Genomic DNA, 15,270 nt, shown 5'->3' on the forward strand with positions numbered 1-15,270 from the left:
TTGCATGGAGAAGTTACTTATACTGTGGCAAGACTCGGGCATCTATCAGGCGCAATCAGGCCAAATGATAATGATAGCCGTGGGTTTATTGCTACTGTACTTGGCTATTCGTAAGGGCTTTGAGCCCTTGCTATTAGTGCCTATAGGTTTTGGCGGTATTTTGGCCAATATCCCGGGTGCTGGTTTGGCCTATTCGGCAGTAGAAAATGCAGTGATGTCCGGTGATATGACAGTGCTGCAGCAAGTCGGTCACGCACTGGGTTTAAGCAGTTGGGAATCGGGCAAGGCCTTATTGCAGGCCTATAGCGTAGCCCCTGCCGAGGCTCATCATCATGCGGTGCAAGCCGCTAGCGATGCAGGTTTTGCTAATGGCATGCTGTATAACTTTTATACCATAGCTATAGCCAGTGGTGCCGCACCCTTATTGATCTTTATGGGTGTGGGCGCCATGACTGACTTCGGCCCTCTATTAGCTAACCCTAAAACCTTGTTTTTAGGAGCGGCGGCACAGTTTGGTATTTTTGCCACGGTGATAGGAGCGGTGGGTTTAACCAGCTTGGGCTGGATGGACTTCAGCATGAAGGACGCGGCCGCCATAGGTATTATCGGCGGTGCTGACGGGCCAACGGCTATCTATGTGGCTAGCTTGTTGGCGCCAGATTTGCTGGGTGCTATCGCGGTTGCTGCTTACTCGTATATGGCTTTGGTACCGTTAATTCAACCCCCTATTATGCGTGCCTTAACCACTGAGGCTGAGCGCAAGATAGTGATGGTGCAATTACGCCCGGTCTCGAAAGTAGAGAAGATCGTATTCCCCTTGGTGCTATTAATCTTGGTGGCACTATGCCTGCCTAGTGCGGCACCGTTATTGGGTATGTTCTGCTTTGGTAATTTGATGAGAGAGTGTGGTGTAGTTGATCGCTTAAGCGATACCGCACAAAATGCGCTTATCAATATTGTTACCATATTCCTAGGTTTGTCGGTGGGCTCTAAACTCAGTGCCGATAAGTTTTTGGACTTGAGTACGCTGGGTATTCTAGCGCTAGGTATTGTGGCCTTTGGTATAGGTACCGCCTGCGGTGTAATAATGGCGAAGGTTATGAACAAGTTCTCTAGCACGCCTATTAACCCACTGATAGGCTCGGCAGGTGTGTCGGCAGTGCCTATGGCAGCCAGGGTGTCGAATAAGCTAGGCTTAGAATACAACCCACAAAACTTCTTGCTAATGCATGCTATGGGCCCCAATGTAGCGGGCGTTATAGGCTCTGCGGTAGCGGCAGGGGTAATGATTAGTCTGGTAGGTTAAGCGTAGATCTTATTAAAAAGCCCGCTTGCGGGCTTTTTTTATGCCTGTAACTATTCGATGGCTTATCGCTCAGTAGGTGATCAGTGGGCGAGCTTGCTGCTGCTTAATTGCCTAAGGGCGATGCTGGCATGAAAGTCTTCTACTAGGGTGCGGGCGCTGTCTCTGCGGTCGTCGCTTTTACGGCGGCGCTTATGGCTGAGGTCTAGCCTAGGGGCTTTGCGTCTATCGTTGCCTAGTCTGCGATCACTGATGGCTCTGCGGTTAATGAGTATTGTCATAATTTTGTTATATTGTTGTCGTTTAATAATAGGGTTGAAAGCTGTTTGTCACAGTACTGTCGCAGTCCGTTATAGTTGATGTGCTGTGCAATGGTAGTGGCTAATGTCATGGGGATAGCTAAGCCAGATACTATAAAGTAGCTCAATGTAGATGTCCTGCCAGCTTTTGCCTTCAAAATGTGAATAAGTCACAGAAATGATTTCCCTGCGAGGTAAGGAAAGGATGAATCCTAATCTTTGGACGCCTATAATGTGTGGCTTGATACTCTTGATAATAAAAAGTCGAAATTGGGGTGTGTGTTGTCCAAGTTAGCCATGACATCAGTGGTGCCAGAGCGTTTGCTCGTTATTTTACAGGCCGTACAAAGTCTACCGGTACTGGTGTGGTACCGAGGCCTATGTTTTGGCTTGTCCGTATTATTACTCTATACCTTGAGCCAGTGGCTGTGGCTGTTACTGCCTGAAGCTGAACCCAGTGTTATGCCTGTAGTGGCTAGCAGCCAAGGGCTGGGGGCACAGCCTGGCCAGCAGGTCGATATTACGCAGCTGCAATCTTATAATTTATTTGGTGCTATGCAGGGTGGTACGGTGCAGGCCGAGGCTGCGGTGGTGCAGCCTAAGCAAACCGTCGAGGCTGAGCCCACACGTTTAAGCCTACAATTAAACGGGGTTGTGCTGACCAGCAACTCTGACGATGCCTTGGCGATGATCGTCTATCAGGGCAAAGAAGAGCAATACAGTATAGGCGACAGCTTGCCTGTAGGGCGGGTGCTGTTATCGCAAATTTACCGCGATCATGTGATTATAGAAAACGCGGGGCGTTATGAGTCGCTATGGCTGTTTGAGGGTGACGCAGATGGTGATAGCCAAGTCAGCGAGCCTAGCCCGGCTCAGCAACAAGTGAGGCAGCAGGATAAGCGCGAGAATGGTCAGGTCAGCAGCATGGCCAGAGAGTATCGACAGCGTCTTTATAAAAACCCCAGCTCCTTGGCGGATGCCCTGCGTATTAGTCCGTACCAAGTGGACGGGGTAATGTATGGTTACCGCATAAATCCAGGCCGGGATAAGCAGCAATTTGAGCAGTTGGGGCTAAAATCCAATGATGTGGTTACCAGTATTAACGGCATTACCCTCAATGACCCGGCCAAGGCTGTGGAGCTGTATAAAATTATGCGTTCGGCGAAACAGGCCACCTTTATTATTGAGCGTGATGGTCAATCTATACAAATGCTTATTTCGCTGGATAGCGAGTAAACCCCCATATTAATAACTAAATAATTAGGTAATCGTGTGAGTTTTATTGTGACCCGTAGTCGTCAAATTAAACCGTGGTTGTGGTTGCTAGTTAGCGCGGCTTTAGCTATGCCCGCTGTGGCACTAGAAAAAACCTGGACTTTGAACTCCAAGGAAATGGATATACAGCAGCTGATTATCAGCGTGGCCAAGGCTACCGATAAAACCATCATCATAGATCCCAAGGTGAAGGGCAAGGTGCAAGTGATTTCATCCAAGCCCTTAAACCGCGAGCAGTACTACAACTTATTTTTAACCATCTTGGATATCCATGGCTTTGCCGCTATAGAAAATACCGGTGTGGTACGGGTAGTGCCCACCAAAGATGCGCGCAGTTCGCCGGTGCCGGTAGAGCTGGATTCTGGCCCAGAAACCAGTGAGGTGATCACTCAAGTTATTCAGCTAGAGAATATTTCGGCAGCCAAACTGATTCCCGTGTTGCGGCCCTTAGCGCCACAGCAATCCCATATGGCCGCCTATGCGCCTAGCAACGCCATTATTATTTCCGACACGCGCGCCAATATTTTACGCATACAAAAAATCATTCAACAGATCGATAGATCGGCCCAGGAAAAAACTGAAATTGTTAGCCTAGAGCATGCCGCCGCTGAAGAAGTGGTAAAAATGTTAGAGAAGCTACAAAAGCGTGAGCAAACTAAGGGCCAGCCTGAATCGGCATCCACTTTATTGGTTGCCGATAAGCGTACCAATAGCATATTAATCAACGGCGATGAGTTAGAGCGCCAGCGCATTAAAATTTTGGTTAAGCATTTGGATACACCGCTAACCCAAAGCGGCAACGTGAAAGTGGTTTACTTGGAGTATGCCGAAGCCGAAGAGCTGTCAAAAATGCTCAGTAAAGTCATACAAAACATTGATGGTATGTCACAGAATGATGGTGTTAAGTCAGCGAAAAAATCTGTGGCTACGGTTGAGGCAGATGCCGGCACCAATGCCTTAATTATCACCGCCGATGCCGATGTGATGCAGTCTTTATTATCGGTGGTGCAGCGTTTAGATATACGCCGTGCGCAAGTGTTGGTTGAGGCTATTATTGTAGAAATGTCCGCCGATAATGGCCAAAGCCTAGGCGTAGAGTGGTTGTTTTCTGATGACAATGGCTCCTATGGCTCTTCTTCCGGCGCCGGTTTGGCTGGGGCTTTAGGCGCTGCCAGCACCGGCGAGGATAGCGATGGTAATACCGTCGATCCAACCTTGGGTTTGGCCGGAGCACTGTCGCAAGTACCTGGGCAGGTGTTAGGCATCGGTCGTTTGGATAAGGCCTTAAGTTTTAATGTGGTGCTCAATGCCTTAAAAACCAATAGCCAAGCCAATATATTATCTACTCCTTCTTTATTAACCTTAGATAACGAAGAGGCCTCTATAGTGGTGGGGCAAAGCATTCCCTTTGTGACGGGCTCTTACACCAGCACCGGTGGCACATCATCTAATCCCGGTAACCCCTTTCAAACCGTAGAGCGGGAAAACGTGGGTATTACCTTAAAAGTGACGCCACAAATTAATGAGGGCGATTCTTTAATACTGGCGCTTTCGCAGGAAGTGTCAGACGCTATACCCGGTTCGGCCATTAACGGTAACTTGATTACCACCGAGCGAAAAATCAATACCAAAATTTTAGCGAATAACGGCCAAACTATCGTTTTGGGTGGCTTGATCAAAGACAATGTCACTGAAACTCAGCAAAAAGTCCCTTTCCTAGGTGATATCCCCTTTCTTGGAGCTTTATTTAGAAGCACTAGCACCACTTACGGTAAAACGCATTTGTTGGTGTTTTTGCGTTCCAGCATTATTCGCGATAATCGCGAGATGGATGCAGTCACAGCCGTTAAATATAAACTGATAAGACAAAAACAATTAGAGCGTATAGAGGGCGGGGTAGAGTTTGTGGATCATGCCGTCCTACCACTATTGCCTGAGTGGCAGGAGCAACTAAACCAGTTAGACGATATACGTGAGCAGCAAAGGTTAGAGCAAAAACAGGCAGCCGATACTGCATTGCAGGGTGGTTGATATGTCGGCTGAGGCTAGTAGCACAGAACAAAACAACAACGAAGAGCACGTTACCAGTGAAGCTGCAGAGTTGCCGTCAGCGCCTATGCATGTGCCTTTTAGTTTTGCTCAAGCCCATGGCGTAATTATTGATAATAGCCAAGCTACGCCGGTGCTATTACATAGGGATAGTTTACGCTTAGCGACGCTGTTAGAAGTGCAGCGAGTATTGGGCAGCCATTTCACCTGTAGCCAATTAAGCGATGATGAATTTCAACGGCGGCTAAGCCTGCGTTATCAGCGTGATAATAACGAAGCCGTGCAAATGGCTGAAGATATGGGTGCCGACATAGACTTATCGCGCTTGGCCGATGAAATTCCCGACATGGGTGATTTAATGGATGCCGAAGATGATGCTCCGGTTATCCGTTTAATCAATGCCATCTTATCGCAGGCGGTGCGCGAGCAAGCTTCTGATATCCATATCGAAACCTTTGAAAATAAACTCACCGTACGTTTTCGGGTAGACGGTGTGTTAACCGAAGTACTAAGCCCCAAGCGTATGCTGGCCCCCTTGTTGGTTTCGCGTTTAAAAGTGATGGCGAAATTAGATATTGCCGAAAAACGGATACCGCAAGATGGCCGCATCTCGGTGCGCCTAGCAGGCCATGCGGTGGATATACGAGTGTCGACTATTCCTTCTGCACACGGCGAACGGGTGGTGCTGCGTTTGTTAGATAAACAGGCGGGGCAGTTACAGTTATCGCAGCTGCATATGAGCGAACAGGTATATAATAAATTTCAAAAATTATTACATACACCGCATGGCATTATTTTAGTCACTGGCCCCACAGGCTCCGGTAAAACCACCACACTGTATGCTGGCCTCACCGAAATTAACGACAGCAGCCGTAATATTTTAACCATAGAAGACCCCATAGAATATATTTTGCCGGGTATAGGCCAAACGCAAGTGAATGCCAAAGTCGACATGACATTTGCCCGTGGCCTGCGTGCTATTTTGCGACAAGATCCGGACGTAGTCATGGTCGGTGAAATACGCGATACCGAAACCGCCGACATCGCCGTGCAAGCCAGTTTAACTGGCCACTTGGTATTATCGACTTTGCATACCAACACCGCCATAGGTGCGGTAACCCGTTTGCAAGATATGGGGGTAGAGCCGTTTTTATTATCCTCCAGTGTCATTGGTTTAATGGCACAGCGTTTAATCCGTTTGCTGTGCAGCCATTGCAAAGAGCCTTACCAGGCGGGCGAATCGGAATTGGCGTTGCTCAATTTACCGGGGCAAACCGCGCAGCTGTTTAGATCTAAAGGCTGCTCGCACTGTAATAACACTGGCTACCGTGGCCGTACCGGTATTTATGAATTAATCGAAGTGGATGATCAACTGCGGCTGATGATGCACGAGCAAGCCGGCGAGCAAGCGATGACCGCCTATGCGCGGCAATCCTCCAATAGTATTTTAGAAGATGGCCGTCAACGTATATTGGCAGGCAAAACTACGGTAGAAGAGGTGTTGCGGGTAACCGCAGCGTAACGCCATGGCTGCATATGCGTACAAGGCGTTAGACGCCAAAGGCAAAATGACTAAGGGCATAGTCGAGGGCGACTCCGAGCGGCAGGTACGCAGCCTATTGCGAGCGCAGCAATTAAAACCGGTAGAAGTCAGTTCCGCTGCTGGGGCTAGAGCTAGCACTAGCGATAACAAAACCGATAAGCAGGGCGGCGGGCTTTTTAAAACCCGTATTAGCTCCGCCGATCTCTCTATGCTCACCCGCCAATTGGCCACCTTAATACAATCCAATATGCCCTTGGATGAAGCCTTAACCGCTTCAGCACAACAAGCCAGAAAGCCAAAAATAAAAAGTTTGATTCTACAAGTTCGGGCACGCGTATTAGAAGGCCATAGCTTGGCCTACGCCTTGGGTGATTTTCCGCAGGTGTTTAACAGCATGTATTGCGCCATGGTGAAAGCGGGCGAGCACGCGGGCTTTTTAGGTTTGGTGTTAGAGCAGTTAGCGGATTACACCGAAAACAGCCAGTACACCCAGCAAAAATTAAAAATGGCGATGATCTACCCCATTATTTTAATGTTAGTGGCGGTGGGCGTAGTGTCGCTGCTAATGATATTTGTAGTGCCAGAGCTAGTGGGTTTGTTTCAGCAATCGCGCACAGAATTACCCGCCATCACCGTAGTACTTATTTCCCTCAGCGATTTTATTAATAGCTCGGGGCATTGGTTATTAATCGCCATAATTGCGTTTATTGTTGCCATTAAACAATTACTCAAGAAACCCAGTCGCCGTTACCTCTGGCATAAGCTGCAATTAAAGCTGCCGTTTATAGGCGACTTTTTTACCGCCGCCGATAGCGCCCGCTTTGCCTCCACCTTAAGTATTTTAGCCTCCAGCGGTGTGCCGCTGTTAGAGGCACTGCGCATAGCCGGTGCCGTGCTTAATAATTTACAACTGCGTGCGGCCAGCGAGCAAGTGGCGGTGGCGGTGCAAGAGGGCATGAGCTTAAACAAGGCGCTCAATCAAGCGGGCGTGTTTCCACCCATGATGGTGCACATGGTAGCCAGCGGTGAAGCCAGTGGCGAATTAGAAGGCATGTTGGCGCGCTGTGCTAAAAACCAAGAGCGTGAATTAGAAATGACCTTAGGCAGTGTAATGGCGGTCATGGAACCCATGATGATAGTGCTAATGGCTGCTGTTGTGGGTTTGATTGTGGTGGCGATATTACTGCCTATTGTACAAATGAATAATTTGGTAGCTTAAGGGCAGCTTTAAGCGGCAAGCTGTAAGTTGCAAGATTAAAGACAAAAGTTAATAGATGAGGTTAGAGATGCGAACAGCTAAACGTTTACAGCAGGGTTTTAGTTTAATTGAGATTATGGTGGTGCTGGTTATTATAGGTTTATTGGTGAGTATAGTGGCACCTAATGTATTAGACCGTGCTGACGACGCTCGGGTACAAAAAGTACAGGCAGATTTCAGTACCATAGCCACCACTTTAAAAATGTATCGCTTAGATAATTACAATTACCCCACCAGCGAGCAGGGTTTAGAGGCTTTAGTGAACAAACCCAGCATAGACCCCATACCCAGCAACTGGAAAAAAAATGGCTACCTAGAAGAAATGCCTAAAGATCCCTGGGGCCGTCCCTACCTATACCTAAGCCCAAGCGAGTTCAGCGATAACGATTTCGACATCTACACCCTAGGTGCCGATGGCGTAACCGGCGGCGAAGACCAAAACGCCGACCTGGGCACGTGGAAAAAAGACAACGAAGAAGGTTGATAACCCTTAATTGATTACAAATAATCGTCACTCCGGCGCACAAGGTGAATTGCGCAGCAAGAGAGGGTGCCCTGGGGTAGGCCGGAGTCCACAAGCGAATAAATTGAAGGTAGCAGCCATTATAAAAAGCATGCATTCACATCAGCAGGGCTTCAGCCTCATAGAGCTACTAGTCGTGCTACTCATCATTGGCTTTGGTATCGGCATGGTTGCCGTTAACGTAGGATTGGGTGATGACGACGCTCGCAGCCAAGCAAAGCAATTTGCTAACCTCAGCGCCATGGTGGCCGACGAAGCGGTGATTAATCAACAGCCCTGGGGTATAGATATTTTTCGCACCAATGATGCGCCCGCTAATAATGGCGGCGTTGATGATGAAGTGTTTGCCTATCGCTGGTTGCAACGAGTGTATTGGGCTCCAGCTGAAGAGAGTAACGAGCAGCCGCGCTGGTTATGGCTGCCGGTAGCGCCTAAAGAAATAGAAGCAGAATTATTCTTTTCGTCACAACTTACGCTGCGTTTAGAAATGGAAAGCATAGAGCTGCAGATAGGGCAAAAAGTACCGGTAGAAAAAAAACCAGAAAACCAAAAAATAGAGATAAAACCCGATATTTATTTTTGGGGTAATGGCGAAATTACACCTTTTAAAGTGCAGTTCTACAGCCGCGATGGCGAGCAACTACTGCATACTGTTAGCGGTGATTTACTGGGCCGTATAGCCTTAGATTTACCCAATGATGAATAGCATAAACATAATTAGATGGTGCAAGCATAAAAAACAACGAGGCTTTACCCTCATAGAGGTGATGGTGGCTTTGTTTATAGTCGCTACGGCCGTTTCGGCCTTAATGCTCAAAATGATGAGTTTGGTTGATGACACCATTTACTTAGATCAAAAAACGGTAGCCCAGTGGGTGGCATTAAACCAAATTGAGTTACAGCGTATTAGCAATAAAAATAGCAATACCGTATTAAAGGATGAAAAGAGCGGCCAAGAAGATATGGCCAACCGCAGCTGGTATTGGAAAATAAAACCGATTAAAACGGCTAACCAAGGCTTTATCCAAATGCAGGTGTCGGTGAGCGACCAGCCCAATAGCGACCAGCCTTTGGTAACAATAATGGCCTTAGCCGATAGTTTCCATCGTCGCTAATATGAAAACATACATATCTCAACAAAAGCAGCAGCAAGGTTTCACCTTAATAGAGGTGGTGCTGGCTATGGCTATCACCGCTTTTGTGGCGGCTTTGGGTTACAGTGCCATTAGTACGGCTATTAGCACTGCCGAACAACATGAATTAAAAGCGCAAGAGCTTAGCGATGTGCAGCTGGCCCTAACTGTATTAGAGCGCGATATACGCAATGCGGTAGCGCGGCCCATCATCGATGAATACAGCCATGAGCAGGCGGCGTTGAGTGGTGGAGATTTAGCCGAGTTTCCGCTGCAACTGACCCGGCGCGGTTGGACTAACCCCAGCGAGATACGCCGCGGTGAATTACAGCGCGTGCGTTATGAGTTTAGCGATAACACCTTATGGCGTGAGCATTGGCTGGTGTTGGATAGGGTAGATGAAGATAGCAGCAAGCAGCGCGTAAAATTAATTGCTGATGTCGAGAGCTTTGAACTGCGTTTTTTAAAACCCGATGCCACCGCGAGTAATGATATAGGCGGCGAATGGCAGGCCAATTGGGATGAGACGAAATTACCCGCAGCTTTGGAAATAAAGCTACAACTAAATCGTTTTGGCTTAGTGAGGCGTGTCTTTGAAATACTTAGCACGCCCTAACATCGCCAAGGCGATTAAAAAACAAGCCGGCGCTGCCTTGGTGGTGGCCCTGCTTATTGTGTTTATCGTGGCTTCCTTGGCAGTTACCGTAAGCAGCGATTTTTTAGTGATGTTTAGGCGTGTAGAAAACCAAATTCACGGCCAGCAGGCCTATGCGTATTTGGTGGGGGCTGAAGGTTTAGGGCGTAGTGCCGTATTGCAGGATCCTAGCTGGAGCTATGATCACCTCAGTGAAGGTATTTTGCAGCAGCCCACAGCCTTTGCTAATGAGATTGCCCAATTTACCGGAACCTTGTCAGATATACAGGGGCGCATCAACATCAACACGCTACAGTCGGCTAGTAAAGGCTCTGCAGGTGATTACACTGTGCCGCAGGAGCGTTTCATACGGCTATTACAAACGTTAAATTTGGAAGCGCCCTTGGAGCTGTTTACCGCAGAAGAAATTGCCAATGCGGTGTTTGATTGGTTGGATGTTGATAATAATGAGCGCGATCCCGGTGGTGCTGAGTCCTATTATTACAGCGAGGCCACGCCGCCAGGGCGGGCTGGCAACCGCGCTATGCAAAGTGTGAGTGAGCTGCGTTGGGTAAAAGGCATTACCCCAGAACTTTACCAAGCGCTACTGCCGCATATTACCCTATGGGGTAATGGCAAAATTAACATCAATACGGCTACTGAAGAAGTGTTGCGCAGTTTAAACAAGCCTAAAGATTTAAGGCCTTTATCGCAGATGGACGTTGCAATTTTAGTCGAGGCGCAACAGCCCGAAGAGGGCGGCTATGACGATATTAGTGTTTTTACCCAGCCGCCTTTAGCGGATTTAAAAATAGATAGCAGTGAGCTAGCGGTGAATAGCGAAATGTTTTTACTAAGCACTAAGGTGCTCATGTTAGATAGAGAGTACCATCTATACAGTGTTATTTTTCGCAGTAATGATAGCGCCACCGTAATAGCTAGAAGCCAGCAACCCTTATAACGAGAGATGACTGTGAACACACCAACACCCAATAACGCAGCAGCTATTGCCATGGTTAAAGCCAGCGTGCAGGCTAACGGCGAGCCTTATTATCAATGGCTAGATACCAGTAGCCAGCAGGTACACAGCGGCAGCGCGGTTGAATTAATGGCCAGCCTTAGTGCAGCTACGCAATTAGAACTTATCGTGCCCGCTCAATATTGCACACTCAAACACTACGGTTTTGAAAGCAGTGAAAGTAAAGTGCTGCGGCAAACACTGCCCTATAGTTTAGAAGATGAATTACTTACCGATGTGGATGAATTGCATTTTGCCTTGGGTGAGCCACTACAAGAACAAGTGCCCGTTGCTATTATTAGCAGTAAGCTGTTGTCTAACTGGTTGGCAGATATACGTGCAGCTGCTGTTGACCGCGAGCTAGATATTAAAAAAGTTATCCCCGAATTATTAATGTTGCCTTGGTTAGAGCAGCAATGGACTTTGTGCGTAGACGACAGTGGCAGTGACGGCGACGTAGAGCTACGTTACCTACTGCGCTCATCGGCTTATCAAGGTTTTGCCTTGCCTGCAGCGTTATTACCACAGGCGCTAAGTTTGCTTATAGCCGAGCAGGGGCTACCCAAAAGCATCGTGCTGTATTGCACTGATGCACTACGCGACGAGGTTAAAGCGGTGTTGCCAGAAGCGTTGCGCGCATTAGTGCTATGGCAAAGCGGCCATTATTGGGGGCTAATGACGGCCCAGCAAACAGCGGCCGATGAGCTTAACCTGTTACAGGCCATGTTTGCTCGTGGTTTGGCCTGGCGCAAATACTGGCTGCAGTGGCGCAAGCTGCTAGCCTTATTGGCGATAGTTGCGGTGGCACAATTAGCCTATGCCTATACCGAAAATTATCACCTGCAAAACAAAAACCTCAGCCTGCGCAGCCAAATAGAAAGCGCCTATCGCAGCGCCATACCAAAAGGCGCGGTGATAAATGCCGAAAAACAATTAAAACGTAAAGTGGCAACCTTGCAGGGTGGTAGCGGTGAAGGCTTTGTTAGTCTGCTAGCAAAAATAGCCGCCATCACCCATACCGTGCCGGGTTTTACCATACAAAGCATGAATTACAGCGAAAGCCAAAACGAAGTGCGCTTAACCGTATTGGCCAATAGCTTTAAAGAGGTAGAGAGTGTGCGCAGCCAGTTACAGCAACAAGGCGTGCAGGCGGAGTTAACCGGTAGCAGCAGTGAAGGGGGTAAAACCCGGGCGCGTTTGCGCTTGAGGGGTTAAAACTATGCATGCATTACAGTCTATACAGCAACAACTGCTAGAGCGCTTTAATCAACTGAAACGCAAAGAGCAATATTACGTGGCCGCTTTGCTACTGTTGTTAGTGCCCTATGTTTTTTATGTAGCGATATGGCAGCCCGTGCTTACCGACAATAAAAAGTTGCAGCAGGCTAATATTGTCGCGCAACAGCAGTTGCAAAATGTGCAACAACTGGCAGCACAATATAAAAAATTACAAAACAGCTCTGGCGTGCACAATACCGACGTCAATTTGCCGCAGCTGGTGGATAGCAGCTTGCTGCGCCATCAATTAAGGCTAAAACGCATGCAGCCTTCGGCCAGTGGCGACATACAGCTGCGTTTTGAAGATGTGTCGTTTAATGACTTAGTGGCTTGGTTGCACGAGCTAGAGAGTGAGTACGCGGTTATTGTTAAAGATGCCTCCATTACGCCGGGCAATAGTGATGGCGTAGTCAGTAGTTCTGTTCGTATACGTAAGGGTTGATTGTGTTGTTAAAGGTTTGGCAATGGCGTTATAAAGTTTATGCGCTGCTATTTTGTATTTTTGTATTAACCAGTGCTCCGGCGTCCTTGTTAACCTTACTCGTTAAAAGTGCAGCACCCAATTTACTGCTGGGCGAGGCTCACGGGTCTTTTTGGCAGGGCAAGGTTGCCCAGGCGGCGGTAAAAATTAATGGCGGCAGTCTTTATTTAGGCAAACTGCAGTGGTCTATTCAGCCGTTAAGCTTATTGTTACTAAGCCCCAGCATCAGTATTAAAACCGAGGCGGCAGGGCAAACCTTAATGGCAACGGCCAAGGCTTACCCTAATGGCAGCGTAAACCTAAGCGATGTGCGCGGTGAGGTGCCGGTATCGATTATCGAACCTTGGGTGCCGGTATTAATCAGCGGCCAGGTGTTTTTTGATTTTAACCGCATAGCCATTAAAGAAAACACAATTAAAAAGCTACAAGGTGCCATTAACTTACGCGACATCATCTGGCGCGGCGGTGACGTACCCATGCCACTGGGTAATTACCAAGCGCAGCTGAGCAGCAATGCCGAAGCTATTACCGTAAACATAAGCGACAAGAATGCCCGCTTGGGTTTAGAGGGTTTGGTAAACGCCATGTTTAGTGGTGAGTATCAAATGGAGTTAACCGCAAGCGCGAGAGAGGGCTTGAACCCTGCGGTAATTAAGTCGGTGGCTTGGTTGGGTAAGAAGCGGGGTGAGGGGGTTGTGGTTATTGGGCGTAGGGGGGAGTGGAAATAAATTGCAGTTGGCGTGTGGTTACCGAACTACACAGTGTACAGCCAGAAAAGTTAGTCTAATATCAAGGTCAATAATTATTGCAAGGAGGCAGTATGAACGTAATAAAAACAATGAAACCGGGGCAGACAGGTGCCAACCGTTTTTTACGAAAATATGGCAAGCAGTTGGTGCCTGTGCGTTATAGGCGCAAACCCAATGATAATAAAACCTATACCACTGTAGAGATTATCGTCGATGAGCGTGAATACGCCGGTAAAGGCCTCAGCATACTAGCCAACCATACTGATAAGCGCAGGCAAAGTGTGGCCATTCCTATTGCCTTTGAAGAGTTTCAGCTACGACAGCAAGCTAAACAAATAGGTGCGCAGTGGAGTAAAAAAACATAAAGTGTGGGTACTTTTGTATCATCAAGCGGTTGAGCTGGGCCTGATACATAGGCAGCGCCCTGATTTGATGGCCATGATTGATGATGTGGTAATTTATGGTTAGATGTAGACATTTTTATGGGGCTATATATAGACATAAATGTGTAGGTATATACTTTTTTGCCTAGATCTACACTTTATGGTTAGATGTAGCCATTCCCAAGAACAAACTGTTATAGCTCAAACTATTCTTCCAATCTCGGATATTTCTGATGGATTATCTTATTTCACTATTATATGACCCTAATGCATGGGCGGCTTTTTTTGCGTTAACAGCAATGGAAGTTGTTCTTGGCATAGATAATCTTGTTTTTATTTCTGTGTTATCAAATAAATTACCCGAAGATCAACGCGCTAAAGCACGACGAATAGGCATCGCAGCAGCATTGGTTCTTAGGCTAGCCCTTCTAGGAATTATCGCGTCGATTGTTAAGCTTACTTACCCCGTGGTCGAGGTTTTGGGGAATTCTTTTTCGTGGAAAGATTTAATCCTAATTGCAGGTGGTTTTTTTCTGGTGTGGAAAGCAACTAAGGAAATTCACCATATCGTAGACCCCGACCCAGGCCCTGATTCATTGAATCCAACAGTTGCAACAACTGCTATCTTGGTAGTTGTGCTTCAAATACTGGTGTTGGATATCGTATTTTCAATAGATAGTATCATTACTGCTGTAGGGATGACCGAGCATATACCAATAATGGTTTTAGCTGTTATTCTGACTGTTTTATCTATGCTTCTTGCGGCAGAACCTCTTGCGAAATTTATTCATGCCAACCCTACTATAGTCATGTTAGCACTTGGTTTTTTGCTGCTAATCGGAACCACATTAATTGCTGATGGGTTTGGAGCTCATTTACCAAAGGGCTATATATATTCCGCCATGGCTTTCTCAGTGTTAATTGAAGGGTTGAATATGCTTTCTAGGAGAGCGCGAAAGAAACTGTGATAGAAAATTATTCTTCATTAACCGGAGGGTCAGGCTATAACAAGGCCAAGCACACACGCCGCTGCGCGGCTGGACGTCAAAGCTCCGCTTTGCCGCCCGTGTTGGCGGCGTTGAGGCTGTAGAAAAACTTAATATTCTCGGTGTTTTTTGATAAAATACGGCATCTACACGGAGAGTCTACATGCCAAATTTCAAATCCTACGATTACAACCAAACAGCCATGGTTGTTATTAACTTCGAAGAGCAGCTTCAGCCCAATACCTTCGAATATACACTTCATCATCTCATCAGCAACCGCCTTGATTTATCTGCCTTCAACGACAAATATAAAAACGATAAAGGCGGCCGATCAGCCTACGACCCAGCGGTACTGTTA

The 15,270-nt window shown here is 47.4% G+C and carries 17 protein-coding genes; 16 read left to right on the plus strand and 1 reads right to left on the minus strand.

Annotation, left to right across the window (positions count from 1 at the left end; all coding sequences use genetic code 11):
* The first annotated feature begins 4 nt into the window (after positions 1–4).
* Positions 5–1,306 carry a sodium ion-translocating decarboxylase subunit beta gene (locus tag B067_RS0117485; protein WP_019531390.1) on the plus strand — a complete coding sequence of 434 codons (1,302 nt, stop codon included), beginning with the start codon at positions 5–7 and terminating at the stop codon, positions 1,304–1,306.
* 80 nt (positions 1,307–1,386) lie between these two features.
* On the opposite strand, the gene B067_RS0117490 is transcribed toward B067_RS0117485, so the two are convergent.
* Positions 1,387–1,584: a hypothetical protein gene (locus B067_RS0117490; RefSeq protein WP_019531391.1), complete on the minus strand. Its 198-nt coding sequence runs from the start codon at positions 1,582–1,584 to the stop codon at positions 1,387–1,389.
* Between the two features lie 315 nt (positions 1,585–1,899).
* Between B067_RS0117490 and gspC the strand changes: the two genes are divergently transcribed.
* The 15 genes from gspC to B067_RS20865 form a co-directional block, all read left to right on the plus strand.
* Positions 1,900–2,838 (plus strand): type II secretion system protein GspC, encoded by a 939-nt coding sequence (gene gspC / locus B067_RS0117495; RefSeq protein ID WP_019531392.1) that lies wholly within the window; start codon positions 1,900–1,902, stop codon positions 2,836–2,838.
* A 36-nt stretch (positions 2,839–2,874) separates the two neighbouring features.
* Positions 2,875–4,908: a type II secretion system secretin GspD gene (gene gspD, locus B067_RS0117500; RefSeq protein WP_019531393.1), complete on the plus strand. Its 2,034-nt coding sequence runs from the start codon at positions 2,875–2,877 to the stop codon at positions 4,906–4,908.
* Between the two features lie 85 nt (positions 4,909–4,993).
* Positions 4,994–6,448: a type II secretion system ATPase GspE gene (gspE, locus tag B067_RS0117505; RefSeq protein ID WP_205619998.1), complete on the plus strand. Its 1,455-nt coding sequence runs from the start codon at positions 4,994–4,996 to the stop codon at positions 6,446–6,448.
* Between the two features lie 4 nt (positions 6,449–6,452).
* Positions 6,453–7,688 carry a type II secretion system inner membrane protein GspF gene (gspF, locus tag B067_RS0117510; RefSeq protein ID WP_019531395.1) on the plus strand — a complete coding sequence of 412 codons (1,236 nt, stop codon included), beginning with the start codon at positions 6,453–6,455 and terminating at the stop codon, positions 7,686–7,688.
* A 67-nt stretch (positions 7,689–7,755) separates the two neighbouring features.
* A complete protein-coding gene (gene gspG, locus B067_RS0117515) occupies positions 7,756–8,211 on the plus strand; it encodes a type II secretion system major pseudopilin GspG (RefSeq protein ID WP_156820887.1) in 456 nt (151 codons plus the stop codon).
* Between the two features lie 130 nt (positions 8,212–8,341).
* Complete coding sequence (locus B067_RS0117520) at positions 8,342–8,956, plus strand: prepilin-type N-terminal cleavage/methylation domain-containing protein (RefSeq protein ID WP_156820888.1); 615 nt, start codon at positions 8,342–8,344, stop codon at positions 8,954–8,956.
* Positions 8,946–9,365, plus strand: a complete 420-nt coding sequence (gene gspI / locus B067_RS0117525; RefSeq protein WP_240472883.1) for a type II secretion system minor pseudopilin GspI — start codon at positions 8,946–8,948, stop codon at positions 9,363–9,365. Before B067_RS0117520 ends, gspI begins: the two co-directional genes overlap by 11 nt.
* Position 9,366: 1 nt before the next feature.
* Positions 9,367–9,999, plus strand: coding sequence for a type II secretion system minor pseudopilin GspJ (gene gspJ, locus B067_RS0117530; protein ID WP_019531399.1), 633 nt, complete (start codon positions 9,367–9,369; stop codon positions 9,997–9,999).
* Positions 9,977–10,978 (plus strand): type II secretion system minor pseudopilin GspK, encoded by a 1,002-nt coding sequence (gene gspK / locus B067_RS20855; protein ID WP_019531400.1) that lies wholly within the window; start codon positions 9,977–9,979, stop codon positions 10,976–10,978. Before gspJ ends, gspK begins: the two co-directional genes overlap by 23 nt.
* Positions 10,979–10,990: 12 nt before the next feature.
* Positions 10,991–12,250, plus strand: a complete 1,260-nt coding sequence (gene gspL / locus B067_RS0117540; RefSeq protein WP_169335592.1) for a type II secretion system protein GspL — start codon at positions 10,991–10,993, stop codon at positions 12,248–12,250.
* A 4-nt stretch (positions 12,251–12,254) separates the two neighbouring features.
* Positions 12,255–12,755 carry a type II secretion system protein GspM gene (gene gspM, locus B067_RS0117545; protein ID WP_019531402.1) on the plus strand — a complete coding sequence of 167 codons (501 nt, stop codon included), beginning with the start codon at positions 12,255–12,257 and terminating at the stop codon, positions 12,753–12,755.
* Between the two features lie 2 nt (positions 12,756–12,757).
* Entirely contained in the window at positions 12,758–13,522 is a 765-nt protein-coding gene (gspN, locus tag B067_RS0117550; protein ID WP_035802638.1) for a type II secretion system protein N, read from the plus strand.
* 92 nt (positions 13,523–13,614) lie between these two features.
* Positions 13,615–13,908, plus strand: a complete 294-nt coding sequence (locus B067_RS20860; RefSeq protein WP_156820890.1) for a hypothetical protein — start codon at positions 13,615–13,617, stop codon at positions 13,906–13,908.
* Positions 13,909–14,159: 251 nt separating this feature from the next.
* The gene (locus tag B067_RS0117565) at positions 14,160–14,894 is read left to right on the plus strand and encodes a TerC family protein (protein WP_019531406.1); all 735 of its coding nucleotides are present in this window, start codon (positions 14,160–14,162) and stop codon (positions 14,892–14,894) included.
* Positions 14,895–15,075: 181 nt separating this feature from the next.
* Positions 15,076–15,270: transposase (locus B067_RS20865; RefSeq protein WP_420806529.1), on the plus strand; the 195-nt coding region annotated here is incomplete at its 3' end.

The organism is Dasania marina DSM 21967, from assembly GCF_000373485.1.
GTDB classification, from domain to species: Bacteria; Pseudomonadota; Gammaproteobacteria; order Pseudomonadales; family Dasaniaceae; genus Dasania; species Dasania marina.

Bases quoted from the DNA above. Each gene is read 5' to 3' on its own strand.
- B067_RS0117485 (WP_019531390.1), top strand. From the start codon at position 5: ATGGAGAAGTTACTTATACTGTGGCAAGACTCGGGCATCTATCAGGCG.
- B067_RS0117565 (WP_019531406.1), top strand. From the start codon at position 14,160: ATGGATTATCTTATTTCACTATTATATGACCCTAATGCATGGGCGGCT.
- B067_RS0117520 (WP_156820888.1), top strand. From the start codon at position 8,342: ATGCATTCACATCAGCAGGGCTTCAGCCTCATAGAGCTACTAGTCGTG.
- gspM (WP_019531402.1), top strand. From the start codon at position 12,255: ATGCATGCATTACAGTCTATACAGCAACAACTGCTAGAGCGCTTTAAT.
- gspG (WP_156820887.1), top strand. From the start codon at position 7,756: ATGCGAACAGCTAAACGTTTACAGCAGGGTTTTAGTTTAATTGAGATT.
- gspC (WP_019531392.1), top strand. From the start codon at position 1,900: ATGACATCAGTGGTGCCAGAGCGTTTGCTCGTTATTTTACAGGCCGTA.
- B067_RS0117490 (WP_019531391.1), bottom strand. From the start codon at position 1,584: ATGACAATACTCATTAACCGCAGAGCCATCAGTGATCGCAGACTAGGC.
- B067_RS20860 (WP_156820890.1), top strand. From the start codon at position 13,615: ATGAACGTAATAAAAACAATGAAACCGGGGCAGACAGGTGCCAACCGT.
- gspE (WP_205619998.1), top strand. From the start codon at position 4,994: ATGCATGTGCCTTTTAGTTTTGCTCAAGCCCATGGCGTAATTATTGAT.
- gspF (WP_019531395.1), top strand. From the start codon at position 6,453: ATGGCTGCATATGCGTACAAGGCGTTAGACGCCAAAGGCAAAATGACT.
- gspJ (WP_019531399.1), top strand. From the start codon at position 9,367: ATGAAAACATACATATCTCAACAAAAGCAGCAGCAAGGTTTCACCTTA.
- gspI (WP_240472883.1), top strand. From the start codon at position 8,946: ATGATGAATAGCATAAACATAATTAGATGGTGCAAGCATAAAAAACAA.